Annotated in this window: 20 protein-coding genes; 14 read left to right on the plus strand and 6 right to left on the minus strand. The window is 50.5% G+C overall.

The window, feature by feature from the left end; translation table 11 throughout:
• Positions 1–56: 56 nt before the first annotated feature.
• The gene (locus H7A51_15820; GenBank protein MCP5537687.1) at positions 57–956 is read right to left on the minus strand and encodes an endo alpha-1,4 polygalactosaminidase; all 900 of its coding nucleotides are present in this window, start codon (positions 954–956) and stop codon (positions 57–59) included.
• A 24-nt stretch (positions 957–980) separates the two neighbouring features.
• Positions 981–1706 (minus strand): outer membrane lipoprotein-sorting protein, encoded by a 726-nt coding sequence (locus H7A51_15825; GenBank protein ID MCP5537688.1) that lies wholly within the window; start codon positions 1704–1706, stop codon positions 981–983.
• 173 nt (positions 1707–1879) lie between these two features.
• Here H7A51_15825 and H7A51_15830 point away from each other — a divergent pair, with 173 nt between their 5' ends.
• The 4 genes from H7A51_15830 to H7A51_15845 all read left to right on the plus strand — a co-directional run bounded on the left by H7A51_15830 (position 1880) and on the right by H7A51_15845 (position 6675).
• Positions 1880–2857 carry a hypothetical protein gene (locus H7A51_15830; protein MCP5537689.1) on the plus strand — a complete coding sequence of 326 codons (978 nt, stop codon included), beginning with the start codon at positions 1880–1882 and terminating at the stop codon, positions 2855–2857.
• 132 nt (positions 2858–2989) lie between these two features.
• A complete protein-coding gene (gene leuC, locus H7A51_15835; protein MCP5537690.1) occupies positions 2990–4411 on the plus strand; it encodes a 3-isopropylmalate dehydratase large subunit in 1422 nt (473 codons plus the stop codon).
• A 37-nt stretch (positions 4412–4448) separates the two neighbouring features.
• On the plus strand, positions 4449–5045 hold the full coding sequence (gene leuD, locus H7A51_15840; GenBank protein ID MCP5537691.1) for a 3-isopropylmalate dehydratase small subunit: 597 nt from the start codon (positions 4449–4451) through the stop codon (positions 5043–5045).
• A gap of 130 nt (positions 5046–5175) precedes the next feature.
• A complete protein-coding gene (locus tag H7A51_15845; GenBank protein MCP5537692.1) occupies positions 5176–6675 on the plus strand; it encodes a 2-isopropylmalate synthase in 1500 nt (499 codons plus the stop codon).
• A gap of 76 nt (positions 6676–6751) precedes the next feature.
• Here H7A51_15845 and H7A51_15850 read toward each other — a convergent pair whose 3' ends face one another.
• The gene (locus H7A51_15850; GenBank protein ID MCP5537693.1) at positions 6752–7000 is read right to left on the minus strand and encodes a hypothetical protein; all 249 of its coding nucleotides are present in this window, start codon (positions 6998–7000) and stop codon (positions 6752–6754) included.
• Positions 7001–7111: 111 nt separating this feature from the next.
• On the opposite strand from H7A51_15850, the gene H7A51_15855 reads away from it, so the two are divergent.
• The 4 genes from H7A51_15855 (at position 7112) to H7A51_15870 (ending at position 9463) form a co-directional block, all read left to right on the plus strand.
• Positions 7112–8191: a hypothetical protein gene (locus H7A51_15855; GenBank protein MCP5537694.1), complete on the plus strand. Its 1080-nt coding sequence runs from the start codon at positions 7112–7114 to the stop codon at positions 8189–8191.
• A 214-nt stretch (positions 8192–8405) separates the two neighbouring features.
• Positions 8406–8831 carry an RNA polymerase sigma factor gene (locus H7A51_15860; protein MCP5537695.1) on the plus strand — a complete coding sequence of 142 codons (426 nt, stop codon included), beginning with the start codon at positions 8406–8408 and terminating at the stop codon, positions 8829–8831.
• Between the two features lie 4 nt (positions 8832–8835).
• Positions 8836–9120: a hypothetical protein gene (locus H7A51_15865; GenBank protein MCP5537696.1), complete on the plus strand. Its 285-nt coding sequence runs from the start codon at positions 8836–8838 to the stop codon at positions 9118–9120.
• A 70-nt stretch (positions 9121–9190) separates the two neighbouring features.
• Entirely contained in the window at positions 9191–9463 is a 273-nt protein-coding gene (locus tag H7A51_15870; protein ID MCP5537697.1) for a helix-turn-helix domain-containing protein, read from the plus strand.
• A gap of 75 nt (positions 9464–9538) precedes the next feature.
• Here the strand turns inward: H7A51_15870 and H7A51_15875 are convergent, their stop codons facing one another.
• The 3 genes from H7A51_15875 to H7A51_15885 are packed head-to-tail and all read right to left on the minus strand — an operon-like array spanning position 9539 to position 14247.
• The gene (locus tag H7A51_15875) at positions 9539–11149 is read right to left on the minus strand and encodes a proline dehydrogenase (protein ID MCP5537698.1); all 1611 of its coding nucleotides are present in this window, start codon (positions 11147–11149) and stop codon (positions 9539–9541) included.
• Positions 11150–11182: 33 nt separating this feature from the next.
• The gene (locus tag H7A51_15880) at positions 11183–13384 is read right to left on the minus strand and encodes a family 16 glycosylhydrolase (protein ID MCP5537699.1); all 2202 of its coding nucleotides are present in this window, start codon (positions 13382–13384) and stop codon (positions 11183–11185) included.
• Positions 13384–14247 carry a hypothetical protein gene (locus H7A51_15885; protein MCP5537700.1) on the minus strand — a complete coding sequence of 288 codons (864 nt, stop codon included), beginning with the start codon at positions 14245–14247 and terminating at the stop codon, positions 13384–13386. Before H7A51_15885 ends, H7A51_15880 begins: the two co-directional genes overlap by 1 nt.
• A 434-nt stretch (positions 14248–14681) precedes the next feature.
• Here H7A51_15885 and H7A51_15890 point away from each other — a divergent pair, with 434 nt between their 5' ends.
• The 6 genes from H7A51_15890 to H7A51_15915 all read left to right on the plus strand — a co-directional run bounded on the left by H7A51_15890 (position 14682) and on the right by H7A51_15915 (position 22265).
• Positions 14682–14870 carry a hypothetical protein gene (locus H7A51_15890; protein ID MCP5537701.1) on the plus strand — a complete coding sequence of 63 codons (189 nt, stop codon included), beginning with the start codon at positions 14682–14684 and terminating at the stop codon, positions 14868–14870.
• Positions 14871–15089: 219 nt separating this feature from the next.
• Positions 15090–15755 carry a hypothetical protein gene (locus H7A51_15895; GenBank protein MCP5537702.1) on the plus strand — a complete coding sequence of 222 codons (666 nt, stop codon included), beginning with the start codon at positions 15090–15092 and terminating at the stop codon, positions 15753–15755.
• 368 nt (positions 15756–16123) lie between these two features.
• Positions 16124–17446, plus strand: a complete 1323-nt coding sequence (locus tag H7A51_15900) for a tyrosine-type recombinase/integrase (protein MCP5537703.1) — start codon at positions 16124–16126, stop codon at positions 17444–17446.
• An 802-nt stretch (positions 17447–18248) separates the two neighbouring features.
• Positions 18249–18596: a hypothetical protein gene (locus H7A51_15905; GenBank protein ID MCP5537704.1), complete on the plus strand. Its 348-nt coding sequence runs from the start codon at positions 18249–18251 to the stop codon at positions 18594–18596.
• Positions 18597–18661: 65 nt separating this feature from the next.
• Positions 18662–19978, plus strand: a complete 1317-nt coding sequence (locus H7A51_15910) for a TolC family protein (GenBank protein ID MCP5537705.1) — start codon at positions 18662–18664, stop codon at positions 19976–19978.
• 22 nt (positions 19979–20000) lie between these two features.
• Complete coding sequence (locus H7A51_15915; GenBank protein MCP5537706.1) at positions 20001–22265, plus strand: efflux RND transporter periplasmic adaptor subunit; 2265 nt, start codon at positions 20001–20003, stop codon at positions 22263–22265.
• Positions 22266–22280 lie beyond the last annotated feature (15 nt).

The following is a 22280-nucleotide window of genomic DNA, read 5'->3' on the forward strand; positions in this document are numbered from 1 at the left end:
GATCGGTGATCGGTGATCGGTGATCGGTTCGGAGGTGAACCTGTGGAGTGCTGGCCTTACTTTTTTTCCGATACCACCCTGTCAAGGGCTTCGACGCTGACGTAGGGCACAAAACCGATGGTCCTCTGTTTCTGGTAAGCATCAGCGATGGATTTCGGTTTTTTGGCGTAGTCGATGCCGAGCACAAGTTTGCCGGCTTTTTGGATGGCTATGGCATTGGTTAGGTTCTCTTTGCACCACGTTTTGTTGGCTGGTTTGTCGTGGGCGAGATAAAAAACCGACTCCATACCAAGTCCATCAATGGCGTCGATGTATTGTTTGTTAGGCTTGGGGTTCCAGTATGACCAGGTGTAGAGCTCAGGGCAATTTTGCGGCACAATTTTGAAATCGGGATTCTTGCTTTTGGCATACTTGGAGATCCGCGCAATGAGAGCCACCATCTTGTGGGCACGCGCTTCCTCGTTCATGCCTGTGTTAGGGATCTCCGAGTAAGTGGTGACCATGTCGAGATAGGCACCATCGAACCCGGCTTTGAGCGCTTGGTCGATACGACCTCGAACGACCGGCCACCAGCGTTCGTCCCAGAATTTGACGTATTGCTCTTTCGGCCACCCGTCCACTTTACCCGCTTTGAGGTCATCAGGAACCTTTTTCCATTCGGGTCGGTAATCTTCGATGGCACCAATCTCAAAGTAGGCGAGCACGATTTTACCCGACTTCTTGAGGGCTTCAATTTCACTGGATTTGAAGAAATCACCACCACCGTCCCGCGCGAGATCTATCACCGCCAGGTCAAATTGAGCCTTTGCAATTTGGTCCAGCTTCTGGTCCTTGTAGTTCGTGAGTTGATAGACCCAGCTTTTGACGTCATGCCAGTTCCGTTCCGCCCCACCGGCTACGCTGGTCGATGCGAGGGCGCAACAGGCGATGGGTATCCAGAGGGTGTTTTTAATCACGGTGTTTTGAAAAGACCAGCCGTCTCACAGGCCTTTGCGCTCGGGTTTGTATTCCTTGAATTCGAGGTAGGTGATGCCGGTGACTTTGTTGGTTCCCGTTTTATAGGTTTCCACATTCATCTTTTCGAGTGTCTTGATCTTGTCCTTACCGACGGTCATCAGGTCCGTGACGTGGAAGCGTTTGACGAGTTGATTGCTTTTATTGTAGCCCGCGACTTGCATCAGGGCGCCGAATTTCTGGTGCACCCAGATATCGACGGTGTTGTAGCGCCCATCGTTGCCCGGATTGCGGAGGCGGATTTGCCAGCAATCCTGTGTTTTGATTTTCTCCTGGCCGACGATTTTGGCATCCTTCCAGTAGAGGAAGCGCAGCGACAGGTCTTCGTAGGTGACATCACTCTCCAGGATGGCTGCCCCGATTTTTTCAGCGGGAAACGGCTTGGCCTTGCCCTGCACAGTTTCAAAAAGTTTTGCGTGCCCCTCCTTCAGCTGCATATGAAAACCACCCCATTTTTTGTTGGTGTAAAACTGAAATGAAATGTCCTCTCCCTTCATGGTCAGTGTCAGGGGGGTGCGTTTGCCGTTTTTCCTCAGGTGGCCTTGCAGTTTTCCATGCTGCAGAGTGGCACCGAGGCGCACGCCCTCAAGCAGTTTCTCCGCAGCCGCATCGGCCCGGACTGTGGGATTGGAAATACAAAGCACCAACGCGATAAGTGAAAAAAAGAGAGTCTGTGACAGGATGGGTTTCATGCTGGAAAAATAACACTTCATAGCCCGGTAGACGGCAAGGATAAAAGAGTTATTCACAAAATGATGTTTTTGCCCTGAAATTTTAAAATGATGCTTGAGCAGAAGCGTGCATGAGGATTGGATAAGGGCAGATTGTTTCCCGAGCGTGCAATCAAACCTTCCAAACATAATCCATGAGCCTACGCAAGCAACTCGCCGACGTTTTACCGGTCTACCTTCCCGCCAACCCCAAAAAAGCCATCAAGGGCACCGAGCTGATCCGTTTACTCCGCATGAAGCTGGAGGGAAATTACTCTGACGCCTCACTCCGCTACCACTTCTCGATCATGTCGTGTGATCCCACCTCACCGATCGCCAAGGTGGAAAAAGGCCAGGGGTATTACCGCCGCACGGCACCCGTCCCGGCACTTTCGTCCGCCCAGGAAATTTTCTCCCAGTACCAAGGCCGGCTCGATGACATGCAAGGCGACCACGAGGAGGTCGACCATGCCCTGATGCGGATCCGCAAATTCCGCGCCATCGTCAACAAGTGGTGCGATGTGAATGGTCGGTTCCCCTTCGCCTTCCGCGAGCCCTTCCGCGCCGATGCCCCGATTGGCAACCTCTGGAAATTCCCTGAAATGCTGTTGGTCGATTGGGAAAGCGGCGACAGCGAGGAGAATTCCCGTCCGATGCTCAAGCTGAAGTCACAGCTCGGGCTGCCACCATTCCGGCTCCACGCCGCCCGCCTCCGCATCCTGCCGGCGCACCACAGTTTCCGTGAGGATTTTTTCCAAACACTGAGCGCTTCCGTCTGGGCCCAGGGTGGCGAGCTCATCTATGCGGCGCCCATCGAGGATGAGGCCCTCGCGGAAGCCATCCGGCGACTTGGCTCCACCTTCGGTATCGGTGTGACCTCCTTCGGCCTGACCGCCGAGATTCTCGATGAACTGCCTCGCCCGGCCCACATTATCAACGCCCATCCGCGTGAGACCGAGGCATTGATGGAAAAGCTCGACGTCACCCGTGTGTCGACCGCCAGGTCCCGTCCGCATATCGATTGGGCCGCGCTCGAGGGCATTCGTGGCGACAGTGCCGACGTCGATAAACTGCTCCACTGGCTCTCCGAGAGTGCCGAGGTTGGCCGGATGCTCCCCTACTCGGAGGATTGATTCCCCGCCTGGCCGCCCTCAGCGCCAGGAACATGGGGCGCACTGGTATGGCAGGATTTCCGCATTTTATGATCGCCCATGAGGACGATCTTACCTTAGATGCGCCCCTCCCCGGAACAGGACTATCCTAACATGGCTAAGACTCTATTTGATAAAATTTGGGATGCACACGTTGTCAGCGAGGTCGAAGACGGCCCGACACAATTGTACATCGACCGCCAGTTTGCTCACGAAGTAACCTCGCCCCAGGCATTTAACGGCCTCAGGGAGCGTGGACTCACGGTGCTTCGCCCCGGTAAAACCACCGCAACCCCCGACCACAACATCCCCACCTGGGACCAGGACAAGCCGATCACCGACCCGATTTCCAAGTTCCAGGTCGAGACATTGACCAGAAACTGCGATGAGTTCGGCATCACCCTGTATGGCCTCGGCAATCAGAAAAACGGCATCGTCCACGTGGTTGGCCCCGAAAACGGCTACACGCTTCCCGGAATGACCATCGTCTGTGGTGACAGCCATACGTCCACCCACGGCGCCTTTGGAACCATTGCCTTTGGCATCGGCACCAGCGAGGTGGAAATGGTTCTGGCCAGCCAGTGTATCCTCCAGCCGCGTCCGAAACGTATGCTCATCAACATCAATGGCGAGCTCGACCGTGGAGTCGCATCCAAGGACATCATCCTCTACGTCATCTCCAAACTCTCGACCGGTGGCGCCACCGGATACTTTGTCGAGTTTGCCGGCACAGCCATCACCTCCCTGAGTATGGAAGCCCGTATGACACTCTGTAACATGAGTATCGAAATGGGTGCCCGCGGCGGCCTGATCGCCCCCGACCAGACGACGTTCGACTATATCGAGGGTCGCGAGTTTGCCCCCAAGGGCGCGGACTGGGACAAGGCCCTGGCTTACTGGCACACCTTGAAAACGGACGAAGGCGCCGAGTTTGATAAAACGTACAACTTCGACGCCGCCGACATCGAACCCATGATCACCTACGGAACCAACCCGGGCATGGGTGTCGGTATCACGGGCTCCATCCCCACACTCGAGGAAATTGACCAGGCCGGTCAGGCGTCGTTCAAACAATCGATGAAGTACATGGGATTCGAGCCGGGCGACCGGATGATCGGCAAGAAAATCGACTACGTCTTCGTCGGCTCATGCACCAACGGCCGGATCGAAGACCTCAGAACCTTCTGCGACTTCATCAAGGGCAAGAAAAAAGCCGACAACGTGACCGCTTGGATCGTCCCCGGAAGCCGTCGGGTCGAAAAACAGGCCATCGAGGAAGGTCTTGTCAAGATCATGACCGACGCCGGCTTTGTGATGCGCCAGCCGGGTTGTTCCGCCTGTCTTGCGATGAACGACGATAAGGTGCCCGCTGGTCTCTACAGTGTTTCCACATCGAACCGGAACTTCGAAGGTCGTCAAGGCCCTGGTGCCAGAACCTTGCTCGCCAGCGTGCTCACCGCCGCCGCCGCAGCGGTGACCGGCGAGGTGACCGACCCGCGCACCATGATGGACGTAGCAGAGCCGGCACTGACTTAACCGAATACTGAAAACCTCAAACTGATTACTTACACCCATGGCTATCGAAAAATTTCTAACCGTCACATCCACCTGCATTCCCCTGCCGATTGAGAATGTCGACACCGACCAAATCATCCCGGCCCGTTTCCTCAAGGCGACGACCAAGGAAGGGTTCGGTGACAACCTGTTCCGCGACTGGCGTTACGACAAAGAAGACCAGCCGAAGGCTGATTTTGTGTTAAACGACCCCACCTACAGCGGCGAGATCCTTGTGGGGGGAAAGAACTTCGGCAGTGGCTCCAGTCGGGAGCACGCCGCCTGGGCAATCGCCGGCTACGGGCTGCGCGTGGTTGTTTCCAGCTTCTTTGCCGACATCTTCAAAGGAAACGCCCTCAATAACGGCGTTCTCCCGGTGCAGGTCTCGGACGCCTTCCTCGCGAAGCTTTTCCAGGAGATCGAGGCCGATGCCAAGACCACCGTCACCGTCAATCTGCCGGACCAGACCATCACCATCGACGCCACCGGTGATTCCGAAGGCTTCGAGATCAATGCCTACAAGAAAAACTGCATGCTCAATGGCTACGACGACATCGACTACCTGTTAAGCAACAAGGACAAGATCGAAGCCTGGGAAAAAACCAGCTTCTATTGAGTCCCATCTGGAGTGCGGACGGGACGGCTTGCCTCCGCTTTCCTCTCAATCGGCTCGCCGGCTTTTATCCCGGCAAACCGCACATCACTTCCTCTAATCTCACGGAAATAATATCATGCACATTGAAATCATGGACACCACCCTGCGCGACGGCGAGCAGACTTCCGGCGTCTCGTTCTCTGCGCATGAAAAACTGAGCCTGGCCAAGATCCTGCTCAAGAATGTCAAGGTTGACCGTCTCGAAGTGGCGTCCGCCCGGGTTTCAGAAGGCGAGTTCCAATGTGTGAAAGCCATCACCTCCTGGGCGGCAAAAAACGATCTGCTGGACAAGATCGAGGTTCTCGGGTTTGTCGATGGCAAGGTATCGGTCGATTGGATCACCAGCGCCGGTGGCCGTGTGATCAACCTGCTCGCCAAGGGGTCGAAACGCCACGTCGAGCTCCAGCTCCGCAAAACCCCGGAGCAACACCTGGCGGATATCAAGGAGGTGATCGCCTATGCGGATTCACAAAACGTGGATGTCAATATCTACCTCGAGGACTGGTCCAATGGCATGAACAACTCGCCGGACTACGTCTATTTTATCGTCGATGGCCTCAGGGACACCTCGATCAAGCGCTTTATGCTGCCCGATACCCTGGGTATCCTGAATCCCGACCAAACCTTCGACCACTGCCGGCAGATGGTCACGCGCTACCCCGACAAGTGGTTCGATTTCCACGCCCACAACGATTACGATCTCGCCACCGCCAACGTCTACAACGCCGTCAAAGCCAAGGTGCACGGCATCCACGTCACCGTCAACGGCATGGGGGAGCGCGCGGGAAATGTGCCGCTCTCCAGCGTCATCGGTGTGATCCATGACCAGCTGAAACAGAGCACCAACCTCGACGAGACCTTTGTCAATAATGTCAGTCGCCTCGTGGAGACATATTCGGGTGTTAGGGTGCCCGCCAACAAACCGATCATCGGTGAGTTTGTCTTCACCCAGACCGCCGGTATCCACGCCGACGGCGACTCCAAGGACAATCTGTATTACAACGATCTCCTGCCCGAACGCTTTGGCCGGACCCGCGAATACGCCCTGGGGAAAACCTCGGGCAAAGCCAACATCCAGAAAAACCTCGAGGAGCTGGGTATCAGTCTGGACCACGACGATATGAAACGCGTGACCAACCGGATCATCGAGTTGGGTGATAAAAAAGAACGTGTTACCCGGGAGGACCTGCCCTATATCATTGCCGATGTGTTAGGAGGTGGTGTGGCATCAAACGATATCGAGGTGGTCAACTACTCACTTTCCCTGACACAAGGATTGAAGCCGGTGGCAACCGTCCGACTCAGGATCAAGGGTGAGTTCTACCAGGAAACCAGCACTGGTGATGGTCAGTACAACGCCTTTGTGCAGGCCCTTTGGAAGATCTACACCCGCCTCGATAAAAAACATCCCACCCTCGAAGACTACTCGGTGCACATCCCGCCCGGAGGACACACCGATGCCTTGGTCGAGGCCACGATCGTCTGGGATTACCAGGGGAAAAAGTTCAAGACCCGCGGCCTGGACGCCGACCAGACAGAGGCCGCCATCCAGGCAACCATCAAGATGCTCAACATCATCGAGGACTACTAGCGGCAGCTGCATCGTGGCACTTAACCCTTGGGTGAGAGTGCCCCGCTAACCGTGACGGCGGTTTGCAACCGCCTAGTCAATGCTTCCACCGTCCACCGTCCACCGTCCACCGTCCACCGTCCACCGTCCACCGTCCACCGTCCACCGTCCACCGTCCACCGTCCACCGTCCACCGTCCACCGTCCACCGTCCACCGTCCACCGTCCACCGTCCACCGTCCACCGTCCACCGTCCACCGTCCACCGTCCACCGTCCACCGTCCACCGTCCACCGTCCACCGTCCTTGCACTCCCGATCCGTCGGAAAAGGTAGAAAGCGTATCCAAAATGCCACTCCCTTGATGCGGTCCCCTTGTGCGCTTTAGTCCCTTGATGTTTTTTATTTTGGATGATCGCCGCTGGAGATGGTAAAAGCAGTTACCGCCCCCCTCATCATAATGCTCAAATCCATCCTGTCCCTTGCCGCCGCTTCGCTGATAACCACTACACTTTCGTTTGCAGAAGCCCCATCGAAACTCACCGTCGCAAACTTCCGCGAATCGCTTCGGCCCAAAGGCTTTGTCCTCCAGGAGGATGAATGGCACGTCTGGTGCAACGCTCCCATTCTTGATGAACAGGGCAAGGTTCACCTTTTTGTCGCCCGCTTCCCCACCTCCATCGCCTTTTCCAGAGGGTGGCATAGCGCGGGGGAAATCGCCCACTACACGGCCGCCAAGGCGGAAGGTCCTTACACCTACCTAGACACCGTTCTCAAGGCGGACAAATCCGAAGGTTCCTGGCAGAAGAATGGACCCCACAATGTCACCGTGGTCAGGATTCCCGACGGCCGCTATGCCATGGTTTACATCTCCAATGCCGGTAAAGAGAAGCATGGAGCCAAGTTTCCCGCCAACCAGAAAATCGGCATGCTGCTCGCTGACAAGCTCGATGGCCCATGGAAACCCGCCACCCCAAACGGCCTGGTTCTCGATACCCCGAAGAGCCCCGATGTCTGGAGCCACAACAGCAGTGTCGGTGTCAACAACCCGACACTGCTGTCCATGCCGGACGGGCGCTTCTTCCTCTACTACAAGGCCATCGGTGCGGACAAGCCCGGCCTCCGCCGTATGGGCCTCGCCATCGCGGACAAGGTGGAGGGGCCCTACAAATTCGAGAAAACAGCCCTCACTGATAACGTCGGCACCATCGAGGACGGCTTCGCCTTCCACCTGAACGGCAAAGTGAACCTGCTTGTCACCGATTGCCATGGCAAAGGCCACGGGGGAGGGATGATCTACCAATCCGACGACGGTATTAATTTCAAGACTGAACCCGTCCGCGCCTACGAGGCGGTGGATCACTACATGCCCAAATGGCCCAACCCGGCGCGGGGCTGGAGTCCCTGGGTACTCCAGCGTCCAGCCTTACTTATTGGCAAGAACGGCATCCCGACACACCTCTTCGCCCCCTGTGGCACACCACCCAAAGGAAAAAAGGGAACAGCCACCTTCCTTCTGGAGATCGCCCCGAAAAACTAACACCCCTCCGCCACCGCCCCCGTTTTTCAACTCCAGACTTTTCTCCACCGCCCTGATCCTTGTCTGCCTGCTTCTCCCGGCGCATGCCTCCCGGATGCCCAACCTCATCGCCATCGTCACCGATGACAAGGCAGCAAGGACGCTGGATTCTTCATAAAAGGTCTGTCCGATTATACGATCCAGTCATGATGCTGAGGATGCTGTGCAGGAGGGCTTGACTGCGCTGTTTCAAACTCTCGAAAAGAATCCCGACTCCGTTCGCACCCCCAAGGCTTACGCCTTCACCATTGTTCGCAACAACGCCAACAAGCGGTTTCGTGACCGCACCCGCCGCAACGAGGTGGAAATTCCCGAACATCTCCCTGAGACTCCTGATGAGGACGACATCTATCAAGAGCCCCTCGTCAGGCAGTCCTTTCAATCCGCTTATGCCAATCTATCTACTCTAGAGCGTAGTTTGCTACAAAAATACTATGTCGAGAAATGGACGTATGAGCAAATCGGATCAGAGCTAGGTTGCTCAGCTCAAAATGCCTGGAAAACCATCAAGAAAATCGTCTCGAACACCCTTACAGGAGAATTAAGAAAAGCCCTCTACCAAGTCGACCCCGACTTAGCCAACGAACTCTTTCCCCACTAACAACATGGACAATCCCGAAGAATTAGAAATCGGTTTCCTGATCGAGCTTGCCATTACTGGTGAAGCTGATCAGGGGCAGTATAACGAGGTCATGGATCGTGTGGAAAACGAGCCGGAAATTGCTGAACTCTATCAGCAAGCGCTAGCCGAGCATGAATTGCTAGAGGCTGCGCTTCCAGCCGCTGAGCAAGAACTAGCCCAGGAACAGATCAGGGAATCTGAAAGGCTGCGCTTAATTGCCGAGAAACAACGTCTTGAACAGAAGAACGACCTCGATCTGGGGATGTAGACATTTGTGTAGATTCACGGTTTAAATCTTCAGCGTGTGGGCTCTATTCATCAGGGGCACTCCCTGCGTTATGAATCGAATCTCCATCGAACTGCTCAAGCTTTCCGGGAAACTGGAAGATGCTGGGTTCGCTGAGCACGCATCCGAGCTATCGGTGCTCGCAGAGGAGATTGCTAAGGGTGATCGACTCCTAACCGTTGCAGAAGCCGCTGCCTGGCTCGGTTGCGGACGCCGTACTCTTGACCAGATGATTTCTGATCGCCGTATCCCAGCCCACCTCATCGGTGGGCGGTATCGATTTGATAAGATGGAGGTTTTGAAGGAGACAAAGCTTCAGGGCTAACAACCCACTCCTACTTCTTTCATGCTCAAATTGCCTAGGAATGGGACAATTAGCGCACTAGTATCTGTTTCTTGATCAACGCTTTCTTAAATTTAAATACGTCTGGTAATTTGCTGATGACTTCAGCATATAGCTTCGCCCACTTACCACAAAGCCGTCTAAATTGTGATCTATCGTATACGTCGATAGATCAGCTATGTTATTGATAAATCCTCTTCCGTTGAAATTCAGTGATGTATTGCATAGAACACCGTAACCAGTGCGTGCCTTGAACGAGCTAAGTAACTTATACAATATATTGTTAGTCTTAGATGTCACGGTTTGAATCCGCGCCGACCCATTCACATGTGTCACCGCAGCAAGCTCATCTGTGGTAACCTGCTGTGTATATAGCATAAAAGGGCTCGAGTGATTGCAACCAAACCACCTTTCAGCATCTTCTTCGAGGCAGACGGGGGCAATCGGACGAAACTGTTCGCGCTGCTTAATCTCATTCAACCTTACTCTCGTATTATCCTTAAATGGCGCAGCAAGAATCGAACGATTTCCTAGAGCGCGCGGTCCGATCTCATATTTTCCATTTACCCACCCAAGGATCAGGTTGCTGGCCAACATATCTGCAAGCATTGTATAATCCGTTTCATACTGATCAAACAAAGAGGCATCGAACTCGCCATCAGCTATAAACTCAAGACCAGAGTATACATCCCAGTCTATCTTGGGGTTCCCAGTGAAATAAAACTGTGCATCTATTGCCGTTCCTATCGCCGAACCTGAATCATTGGCGACAGGCGGCACGAACACTTCCGAAAAAAGGTTGCTCTCTCTCCACTTCGTGTTCCAGTCACAATTTAAGCCGCACCCCCCCGTAATCAACAACGGCATCCCTCTTTCCATGTTCGCCTTGGCAAATTGATAAAAACGATCGAATATTCTATCACTCATAATCCCTGCGAAATTTCGGAACTCCAGGTCATCCAACCCTACGTTATAGTGGCGGTAATTTTTTAATACCTCACACTCATGCGGCTTGAGGTGCTGACAGTCCTGCATGAGAAACTCGATTATTTTCCGCTCTTCATCAGAGGGTTTACTTCTTTTTGAAAATGAAGCCAAAGCCATCAGTTTACCTGCATCAGAGAATCGGGAAAACTCTGCACTGCTAGTATCAAAATTTGGGTCAGCCAGACCATACAGTAGTGCGTATCGATGACCTGGTTCCGGCATAACATCAGCTACCTTAGTCACGTTCAACCCGGCATCTATTTTATAGAATGAGCCGATCACCCCCTCCCAAAGTAATACATAACATGGGGTACCTTTGGGAAGATTCGACATGCCAAAAGCACAGAGAAGGTGAGAACGCTCATGGGATGATGAGAAGTATTCAACCTTTTTCCCCAATAGGCGTTTTTGGCCAACAATAATGTCGCTTTTTTGGATTCCGTGGTATCCAGCTAACAAGTGCTGCTCGGATAGTAGTGCGTCGCTAGGCCACCAACCTCCTCTACAAATTACATCAGGCACCTCTTTGAGTTCACCGAGAACACTGAACACATCAGGAACGGACAGAGGAGAGTGGCGATAATGAGAATGTTTCTCAGCCTCAATAGATGCCACTAAATGCCCATCCTCTAGATATGCGAACGCACCATCGTGACCTGGGTTGTATGATAGAATTTTCATATTGTTATCTGATTTGAAATATAATTGCCCAGCCTAACTCACCCGATGCCGATCAGCAAACTTGGGTTCATGATTAACAGCGTTCGCCTCAAGACGGATCGATCCTACTGTCGTAGTCGCAGGAAACCGCCGTTTATTGATCCGCCCGGCAAGTTTGACGGAGCGAGAAGGCCAACAGTTAACATGAAGTTTCATTGGGAGATGAGGGATTGGTGTAGGGTCCCAGATTACACGCCTATGAACAAGTTTATCGTCTACAAACCAGCGAATCTCATTCGGACTCCATTCAATGGCAAAACGATGACTTGCTCTGGATGCGTCAAACCCTAACTCAATATAACTTGGTGCACCTCTATAACCGTAGTCATAGTTTGCCCCTTCGCCCCCCGGGTTGTAGAATACATTGACTAACAGGTGATTTGGACGATTACCCGCGATCTCGATATCTATTTCCTGTCTTGGAGAGTTGCGGTGTAGAAAGAACCCCGTGACAACCCCAGGCACATTTGATGCTTGTAAGGTTGCTTCAAATCTCCCAAACAAATATCGTTCACGACTGCATAATGAAGCGGCTGAGTAATCACGAACGCCCAGGGGCTCACCTTTAACTAAAAGCGCAGCACCAATTCCAGGCCTGAATGTGACGTTTGAGGGACGAAACAATGCCAAATTATCTGTGAATGTATCATTTCTCAGGTGCCAGCGTTTCGCATCAAAACATGCTAAATCATCATTGATTCTGGTGTAATTATTAGCGTCCAACTGTTCATCATCTGTCGAGACCGCACTTATACCTTGCCACCGCTCATTTGATTCTACTACCCATGGGGAAGTATCACGCTTAGGGCATTTGAGTTTTTTGGGCTTATCCGCTTTATTCGAATCTTCGAGAATCAGTCTTTGCCCAACGTCATTCAGAACAGGAAATGAACAGGTAGGCGGCGCACATCTGAGGTGTTCGCATATTACGCGCCATCTATTCTGCTCATCAGGATGAATTACAGCGTAATCTGCACCGCTGAGGTCATGTTCAACACTGGGAGAAATATCATCCAAAGTCATTCCATTGGCTAAGGTAAGAATAAACTTTGCCTTCGGGTAGACATTTCGGAGCTCACCGACACAAGTGACCAAAGACCCTATGTTTGCATAGGCATCAAAAACCCGATCCTCCCTTCCCTCAAGAAGCCCTTCTAGCTCGGAAGTTGGTATTGTCCGGAGATCACTGCAGCATCTATACCCTAACATGGACAGAGCCATTGCGAGCGATGATATGCCGGAGCCTTCTGTTCCAAATACAAACACAGGACCCTCAACTGGTTGGGCGTTGAACAAGGATGCACCTTCACTCGTGATCGCACCAATTGTAGTTAAAGCAGGAAGTATTGAATATGAGTTGGTAGATTTTGCATCGCGCCGTTGACTAATAAGTGACCGCTTAAGCGCACATACGTCCAGAACCTCAAATTGCTGATTAATCCAAAGATCTATAGGGCCACGACAAGGAAGCAACCGCAGGAGTTTCCTGGCACCGTCACGGGAAAGAACATATCCTGAAAGATGCCAGAGCCCACGCACCGGGCGGAATACATTACTTGAAAGAAAGGATTTTGGGGCACCGTGCTTCACTTCGAGATACGACACATACAGAACGTCAAAGTTACCCCTCTTGTCTCTCTCGGCCATGAGTTCAGTCCACGCCTGATCCAGACATTTTGTAAACCTGGCACGAAACCATACGTCATCTTCGAGAATAAGTACGAATTCATGAGTGCCTGCTGCAATCTTTCTCCAAACATCAATATGTGATCGTGCGATTGCAACCTCTGCTCGACTCATCCGAATTGGAGCAGTCAGCTCGAGGCGGTTAGGTAGAGTCAGTGGTTGAGGTTCTACGAATAGCTGATCTCCAAGCGTATAAAATGGATCAACGTCCGCATCCTTTGGTGGGGTTTGCGAAAATTTCTGCGCATCAACAGCGACATGCCGCTCAGTCAGACTCAAGATTTCAACTCCCGATGAATCGGATATGTGTTTTAGCTCCTTCTTCATCGCAGACCAGCGACCTGGTTCTCGGTCTAGGTTGATGACATAGATTTTTTCAATGCCTGTACTTTTTTCACCATCTTGGACACCGAATGTGAGGCATTTGCTCTTCGGCAAAAGCCTCCGAAGTGACTGCCAGAAACGGAACAAAAGTCTGACAACTGTTTGTGGAGGACGTGCCAAGTTCATTACTCTTCCTCACCACTGGAGGCTCGATACTCTTGTTGATTTGATAGCCTCCAGTTTCTCGTATCATTCCTGTAACTGAGTGGCCACTTACTGGTGGAAATTCTCTCCCAATCATGCAGGATTAGAAACACATCTTCTGGACTGCTATGATTATTGAGCACTTCGCATATGGATTGAGTTAGGATTCCGGGCCCAGTAGTTGCCTGGACTTCAGGCAACTCGCTTTTCGATTCTTGCTCAAGGGCCATCGTAGCATTTTGTAATACACGCTCTACAATAGGATGATTGCGAGCTGCGATTAGAGGGGTGGTATTGAAATAAAAAATCCAACTTAATTCGCTTGCCCCTGGTTTGACGAATGCTGAAGGTGGAACCATTTGATTTGTCGCAAGGTCATAGCAAAAAGGCTGGAGCTTCAATCGTCCATCAGTGAAGAGATGATCGATTGATTTTTCGTGATAGACATCATCTGCGTCAACATAGAACCCCCCTTTCACAAAGATGAAGGCGTAACGAAAATAATCTGACTTCATCGAAGGGTGATAGCACTTGTCATATGCCTTTTCATACCTCGAACCCAAATGTATCCGAATAAATTCCCTCGCGGAGCTGTCATCATAAATCTGCAGGTCAAATCCAGCCTGCTCAAGTTTTCTCCATGACTCCATACAACCCCTAACATCATGGGGTAGTCGATCAAGGTCATCCCAAAACTGCACAATGCTCCTTGGAGGAGGAGAGAGTAGTCCTGCATACTTACAAGTTGGCTCAATATGGCGATGGACTAATGCCCGAACAAAGTTAGATCGGTCACGATCACTCTTTCCTAAGGGATCTATTTCACTTGATTCGTGTTCATTCATGTGGCTGGTCATTGCATTTTTAGTCTCTTCAATCGAAAATCATTGCGCGCCATCCCTCTAATCAGGCTGCCCCAGTATATATCTATCAGCAACAAAGAACATATGAAATTCAAAGATTTAGACACAAGTCGACTCTTACATTTTTACATAGTCAGTGTCCATCCAGTATTTTGCTAGATGTAAACATAAACCCATGTAACGCGCTTATGGAGAATTACAAATAGACATCATGTTAGATTGCTTAAAATCAGCGCAAACAACTTCACCGAACAATATATGTTTAGCTTCGATACAGCCAAATCAGGTAATGTAGAATTTTGCACAGATTTACGGTTTAAATTCGTAACCGGAGGACTCTTTTCAGCAGACACATTGCCAGCATCTTAAATCGCACACGCGGTGAACGATGTTTGAACTTAAGCCTTCTATAAATCATGCAAGAACTTCCAATCAAAACCGGCGAGAGACTGATCACCAAGCAAATGGTTGCAAAGCGCTTGTCCGTTTCGACTCGCACCGTGGATCGCATGACTAAGGAAGGCATTTTGAAGAAGGTGTATTTGAGGGACACTGTTCGCTTCCGTGAACACGATATTGATCAAATCGTGGCAAATGGCATTTGATTTCAAATGCCTTAATAACTATTGTTAGAAGCTTTCTAAGGATTAACTCCCAATGTTGTTCTGGATCTTTGTTCCTGGGAATCTTCTCCTTACCCAACATTTAGAAATCGCATATACTCTCACCAGCGGTATCATGAAGGCACTTGGAGCTTACAAACAATTAAACTCCCTGCACATGATTTCGTTATGAGTAATATATCTGTCAACACAACATTCACTTTGTCTAATCTACCCATGGGAAGCCTTAAAAAGGCTTATGATGTGACACGCACATCATTAAGTGGAAAAGGTTGGACAGCTAAAATCAAAACCCGTTCTGAGGATCAGGATGGAGTTTCGGCTGATACACTTATTCCTAGCACCAATTTGACAAATATCCTCTCTTTCGAATCTGGTCTAAAAGGAGTAACAATCAACCTATACCGCTATGAAGTCCGTAAAAACGACAGGAAAGAACTAATTGACCACGTATTCATTCAGCTTGAAAACTGGAGAGGGGAAAACGAACTCAACCTTTATATTGGGGCTCCGAATGTTGACCTGTGTAAAAAAATAGGTGCTATATTTGAGCGGGAGCTGCACCTTAAACGAAAGCCTGAACCGCCAAAACACCATGACAATAATCTTCAACTTCTTCACGAAAGGGCGGAACCAAAAGCCTCCAGCAACACGAGTCACACTGTCACCCAACCTAATAGCTACCCAGAGGAAAAACCCAAACTACAATACCCTGACAAAATCACTCTGAATTGGCTGAGGGAACATGCACCTCTCTCGTTCTGGAAATGGCCGCTTATCGCCCTCTTTACAGCCTTTACGCTTGGCCTCAAGCTGGGTGAATATAAATGGGTTACACATGTTTGGAACAGAATTTGGCCGTTCTAGCTATAGGCTAAATCTGTAACAAATGGTATTTTGATTAGCATCACCTTATCAAAACCGTCTGAGTAAATATAAAACTTTCAGAGCGCCAAATCAGGACAAATTCTGACAAAAAAAGTGGTCATCTTATGGTCATCTTGCCTTATTCGCAGACAACAAAAAAGGAGTCACGAACTGGCGTAACTCCTTGATTGTTAAAGTGGTGGGCAGGGCTGGATTCGAACCAGCGTACTCATACGAGAGCAGATTTACAGTCGGTGAAATGCACTGTCATTGAATGTCTCAGTTTGTCTCGTCACGTCTAGCGAAACGCCCCACAAGCCCTTATTTTGCTGAGGTTACAGCCGTTTCGGAGTATAATTATTACCGACATGAACGGACAATCCAAGACATCGCAGGTGCCACGAAACTGCCCATCATCTGCCCATCATTCTTACAAGGGCGTATCCAGAACCAGTGTCATTTACTGGCGTGAAAGAGTGGAGCGCACGAAGAGCGCGAATGGAAAAGTGAATGCGGACTACAGCGTTCGCATCGTGTACAAAGCACGTCGTGTTAGATTTGCCCTGGAGACAGCAAATAGAAATGAAGCCGCGAGTAAGGCCGCTGATATTTACAAGTATCTGACTGAGAACGGATGGGATGAGACGAACACCAAATATAAATCGCCTTCATCTCTGACATTTCAAAAACCTAAGGAGGCGACTGTGAGCGACTTGATCCAAGTCTCTAAGAAATACGCCACTGTGCGAGAACGCACCTTTGAAGGCTACACCAGAGCGCTCCGTAAAATCGTTGCGGACATCATGGAGGTGCGAAGTGATAAAAAACACCAGTTAGGTAGCTACACAGGCAATAAAGACTGGAAACAGGCTATCGACGATACCCCCTTGAGCGAAATAACTCCACTGAAAGTTCAGGGATGGCGACAAGCATACATCAGCAAATCAGGCAAAGATGCTTCTGCAAAGCGCAAGGCAACAGTGACAACCAATAGCCTCATCAGGAATGCCAAGGGATTCTTTTCAAAGAAACTATTACCATTTCTCAATGAGGAGCTAATCCTCCCTACTCCCCTGCCATTTGAAGGAGTGCAATCAGAAAAAACAGGATCAATTCGATATCACAGTAAAATTGACGCTCCCAAGCTGATGAGGGCAGCCCATCTGGAACTCAAAACCGAGCATCCCCAGGCATACACCGTTTTCCTGCTCGCCTTTGTCTGTGGCATGCGGGTTTCTGAAATAGACCATCTGTTATGGGACTCCATCGACCTGGATCAGGGATTACTCCATGTTCGCAGCACCAAATACCACACTCTCAAAAGCGAGGATTCAGAAGGCATCCTGGATTTAAGTGATGAGATGTGCGAGCATCTAAAAAATTGTGTGAGTGCCGCCGACGACGATTTTGTGATTGTCGTTGGGGAAAACGATACAGTTTTTTCCAGCTCCAAATACCGCTGTCAAAAGCATTTCAATAAGCTGATAGAGTGGCTTCGCAGTAAAGGAGTGAAAGCTCAGAAGCCCATTCACACACTTCGTAAAGAAGTCGGCTCCTTAGTCGCCGCGGAACAGGGTATTTTTGCCGCATCACGCTACCTGCGTCACTCGAATATTCAAATCACCGCTGCGGTTTATCTTGATAAGAAAAACAAAGTTGTCCCTTCTATTGGGATTCGGTTGAGTGCCTAAAAATTTTGGCATTGCTCTTGAGTTAAACACCCCATCTAATCTTGAGGTTGAAGTCTACGTATTGTGAATTTATTCGGAATAGACTTGAGGTCTAATCCTCTTAGGAGTATCGTCGCACGCACTGATGTGACTGTATCATGACTCTCGCAAAGAACATCATCACTGCTTTTCTAGCTCTGCTACTGGTTAATCCAGCCTGTTGCTGCGCTTTGAATGGAGGTTGTTCGACTGATAAGGCAGAGGAAGTGCCTGTTCGCTCATGCTGTTCTGAATCATCTGAAGATCAAGATGGTGATAAAGAATCTCCCGCTGACGATCACACATGCAAGTGTTCGATCAATAAGGATTACACTGAGCAGGGAAAAATCAATCTTCACAACCCAGTCTTTGCTCTCCTTCCCGAGCCCTCGGTGGTGACATTACCAGTCGATCCGTTTGTGCCCACACGTGCAGTAAACCTACCACGGGCAACACACGACCCTCCCGGAGTTTCGCTCCGCATCCTTTATTCGGTTTTCCGTCTTTGATACACGGAACTTATCCGCATGCCTCTATGTGAACAGGCATCTCTGCGGATCTATGGATGACTGATGAGCAATCTGCTCGTCAATGTATCTCATTAACGTCAAAGTGGCATATTGTGCCCACTTGCGTCAGCCATCCACGTGAGCCTCAGGACAAGTATGTCCACACAAAACAGGCTAACTAAGTTGCAGTCTAGCGCCTTCGTGCCCGCGTCTCTGCATTATTAAAAAAAACGGGCACTCATTCCCAATATAATATCCAACCAAATACTAATTCCATGAAACTAAAAAAATACATTCAGATAGGCGCAGTCCTTATTTCTGCACCACTCATCCTCGCGTCATGTGGGGAGAAAAAAGCCGATGAAAATACAGGCACAGCCACTACCGAAAACACTGAGGTCAAACCCTATCCACTTGATACCTGCATTGTCTCCGGCGAGGAGCTTGGGTCGATGGGTGAGCCTCATGTTTTTGTCCATGAAGGACAGGAAATTAAAATGTTCTGCGACAAGTGCGTGCCCAAGTTCGACAAGAACCCGGCCAAATACCTAGCCCTACTCAAGAAAGGGAAAACCAGCACTGATGGTCACGATCATACCGATCACAGTGGACATAACCACTAAACCCACAACGCAGTATCCGGGGAGCAAACTCTTCGGATACTGCAAACCTCTAATCTACTAAATTCATGAGACTCTTCGCTCTATCTTCAAGCATCATCATCATCGCCCTGTCAGGGTGCCAGACGTCTAGCTCTGTCAGCAACGGGTCTTCGCGTTCCAACGATTTGCCGCTGACTCGCACACAAGCCACCAACTACGGCATTGCGTCCAGTGCAGGAGTCGAGCAACTCGTCTCTCAAGCTCTGAAACACCATCCATCGCTTGCCGCAGCTCGACAGAAAATCATACGACTCCAAGCCAAGATCCCGCAAGCTCAGGCATTACCCGATCCCAAGGCTAGAATCAGTGCAGGCAGTTTAGCTCAAACCGCCGCAGGCCAAGTAGATGCCGTTGCCGGCGTCGAACAAGCCATCCCTTTTCCCGGTAAACGACGAGCCAAAGCAAACGCGGCTCAAAAAGAAGCTGATGCAGCCAAAGCTGAATTAGAAAATCTAAAACTCCGTGTCGCAGAGCGCGTTCGTTTTGCATTCTGGGATTACTATCTTGCCCATCAAAACCAACGTATAAGCCGAGAGAGTAAAGAGGTGCTACAAACCATACAAGAGATCGTCCAGGCGCGGGTCAAAGCCAACCAAGGAACTCAAGCCGACCTACTCAGAATTTCCACAGAGATTAGCAAGGTTGATCAACAACTCATTGCTGCGAGGCAGCAAACGAGCAGCGCCAAGGCCACGCTGAACGCCTTACTTAATCGTCCTAGCCATTCTAGCTTACCATACCCTAAACGCTCCTCCGTTCCGTCGTCCGGCAATCTTAACAGCCTCATCGCAAGAGCTGAGTCAGCTCATCCCAGCGTCAAGGCAGGTCAAGCGCGCCTCACGGCCTTCCAACATCGGCTTCGCAATGCAAAGCTCGATGCCTACCCTGATTTTCTGATTGGTGCTCAGCACTCGTGGGTTTCCGATTCAGGCCTATCGCCCGTCGCCGATGGCCGTGATCAAACCATGTTCACACTGGGGATGACCATTCCGCTTTGGCAAAAACCGCGTAAAGCCAGAGTTGCCGAGGCCAATGCTGGCATCGCAGAAATGCAGGCAGGTGTTGCCAGCTCGCGAGCCGAACTTCGCCAGCGTGTCGAGGACGCATGGTTCCGAGCCAAGTCATCACGGGAAATGATTACCCTGTTCGATAATCGCCTCCTTCCTGACGCACAACAAGCTCATGAACTTGCACTTCAATCCTACAGTGCGGGCAAACAATCATTCGTCGATGTGCTCGATACATGGCGACTGCTCCTCAAGTTTCAACTCCAACAGGAAGGCAATCGTGCCTCATTAGGAAAAGCCTCTGCATCTCTCAAAAGCGCAGCTGCTATCCGTTAAAATCACTAACCCATATCTCACCATGAAAATTATCAATATTCTCAAGCCCCTCATCGCTTTGGTCAAAAAACCAATAACGATCTTACTTCCTATCACCCTCTTTTTCGCAGGTTGGTGGTTAGGCTTACCTGCAAAACAAGATAATTCTGAAGGAGCATCAGCTTCAGAAAGCAGTCAAGAGTGGACCTGCTCTATGCACCCACAAATCCGTCAGCCCAATTTCGGACTTTGCCCAATCTGCAACATGGATCTCATCCCTCTAGAAGCTGGCAACAGTGATGGCGGTTTACGCGAAATCGCTGTCAGTGCAGAAGCCGCCGCATTACTAGACCTCCGTGTAAGTCCTGTGTTGCGCGCACCTGCCCAAGTTGATGTAAAAATGTTCGGAAAAATCGACTACGATGAGCGCAGCATTGTCACCACTACTGCGCGCATGAGCGGAAGAATTGATCGACTCTTTGCCGACTTCACCGGCACGACTGTGAGTAAAGGTGATGCCATCGCTGAAATTTACAGCCCGGAAATCTACATGGCCCAACAGGAACTCATTCAAGCGGTTCAATCTCTCACCACATCCACGACACCTAATGTTCGCAAGATACGCACCAACTTTCTGACGGCTGCTCGTGAAAAATTGCGTTTACTGGAACTCACAGACCAGCAAATTACCGCGATAGAGAAACAGCAAAAACCCAGTGATCACATCACACTCACTGCCCCCCAGGATGGCATCATCGTAAAGCTCAACGCCAAGGAAGGACAGTATCTTAAAACTGGAGAGCCGCTCTTCAGTATTGCCAGACTTGATTCTGTCTGGCTGAAAATGGAAGCCTATGAGTCTGACCTTCCGTGGTTGCGGTATGCTCAGGATGTCTCCTTCAACGTCGAGGCCATCCCAGGAAAAACCTTCCATGGTCGTATCGCTTTTATCGATCCGCAACTCGACCCACAACGACGAATTGTTAGAATACGTGTCAACGTCGCTAATAAAGATCTGCTGCTAAAACCTGGTATGTTTGCCAACGCTGCAGCACAGTCCAAAGTCGCCCTACACGGTCGCGTGCTTAGCGCTGACCTTGCAGGTAAGTGGATCAGCCCGATGCATCCAGAAATTGTTAAAGACAGCCCCGGCGAGTGCGATATTTGCGGCATGCCGCTCGTCCCCGCAGAGAAATTTGGGTTCGTGGCATCAAGTGAACCTACCGAAAACCCGATCCTCGTACCAGCATCCGCAGTGTTGCGCACAGGTGAACGCGCTATTGTGTATGTGCGAATCCCAGAAAAAGTAGAACCTGTTTTTGAAGGCCGTGAAATCGTATTAGGTCCAAAAACAGGCGATTACTACATCGTCAGTAGTGGTCTCGACGCAGGAGAACTAGTCGTTACCAAAGGAGCCTATAAGCTCGACAGTGAGCTTCAAATCAAAGCGCGTCCATCGATGATGAATCCCGACTCCGGACTGGAGGAGCGTCCCGCCAAACGTGCCGCCGACCAGATCACTGGCCAATGGTCACCTGTATTGCGTGCCTACGGCAAACTTGAACAAAGTATCCAGCAGGGAGATCAAGCCGCTGCCAGCAACCACTTAATTGCTCTACATCATGCACTAAGGCGGATTCAGCATTCTCAACTCCAGCCAAAGGAACTCGCGCTCTGGAAAGAGTTCTCCATGCGATTGGATAACACGCTCACGATTTCAAAGACACGAAAAATGGATCGTTCAACTCTCGCCATCATCCGCGATCAAATGAATAAGACGGGCCGTTATCTTGGATTATCATCAAAAGCTCTTCCTTCCATTTCCCCAGATAAATCGTGGATTACATCACTCAAGGCTACAACAAGTGCTTACCTGTCAGTCAGCAAGGCTCTCGCCGATGATAAACCAGAGGAAGCGATCAAGGCCGCTCCTGCTCTCGCCAGCGCCCTATCCTCACTCCCTGAGGGAGATGAAAAAAAGACTCTCCAACAAGCACTCGTCGCATTTCAAAAAGAGAAGGAGGTCAAGGCATTACGCAAGGCTTTCAAGCCCGTCAGCGACTCATTGATCCGCCTCATTCGACAACATGGAATCGATCACATTGGTAATGTTTATGTCATTCACTGCCCGATGGCGCTCAAAGGCCAGGGAGCCGACTGGCTCTCCGCTGACCCTCAAGTCAGAAACCCATACTTTGGTGATGCCATGTATGATTGCGGATCTGTTACCGACACACTTTCACTTGGAAAGTTAAAGCCTAAAAAAATGGAGCCCATGAAACCTGGTATGGATCACAGTGGTCACTAGAAGCGATTTCACTTC

The sequence above is a fragment of the Akkermansiaceae bacterium genome (genome assembly GCA_024233115.1).
GTDB lineage: Bacteria > Verrucomicrobiota > Verrucomicrobiia > Verrucomicrobiales > Akkermansiaceae > Oceaniferula.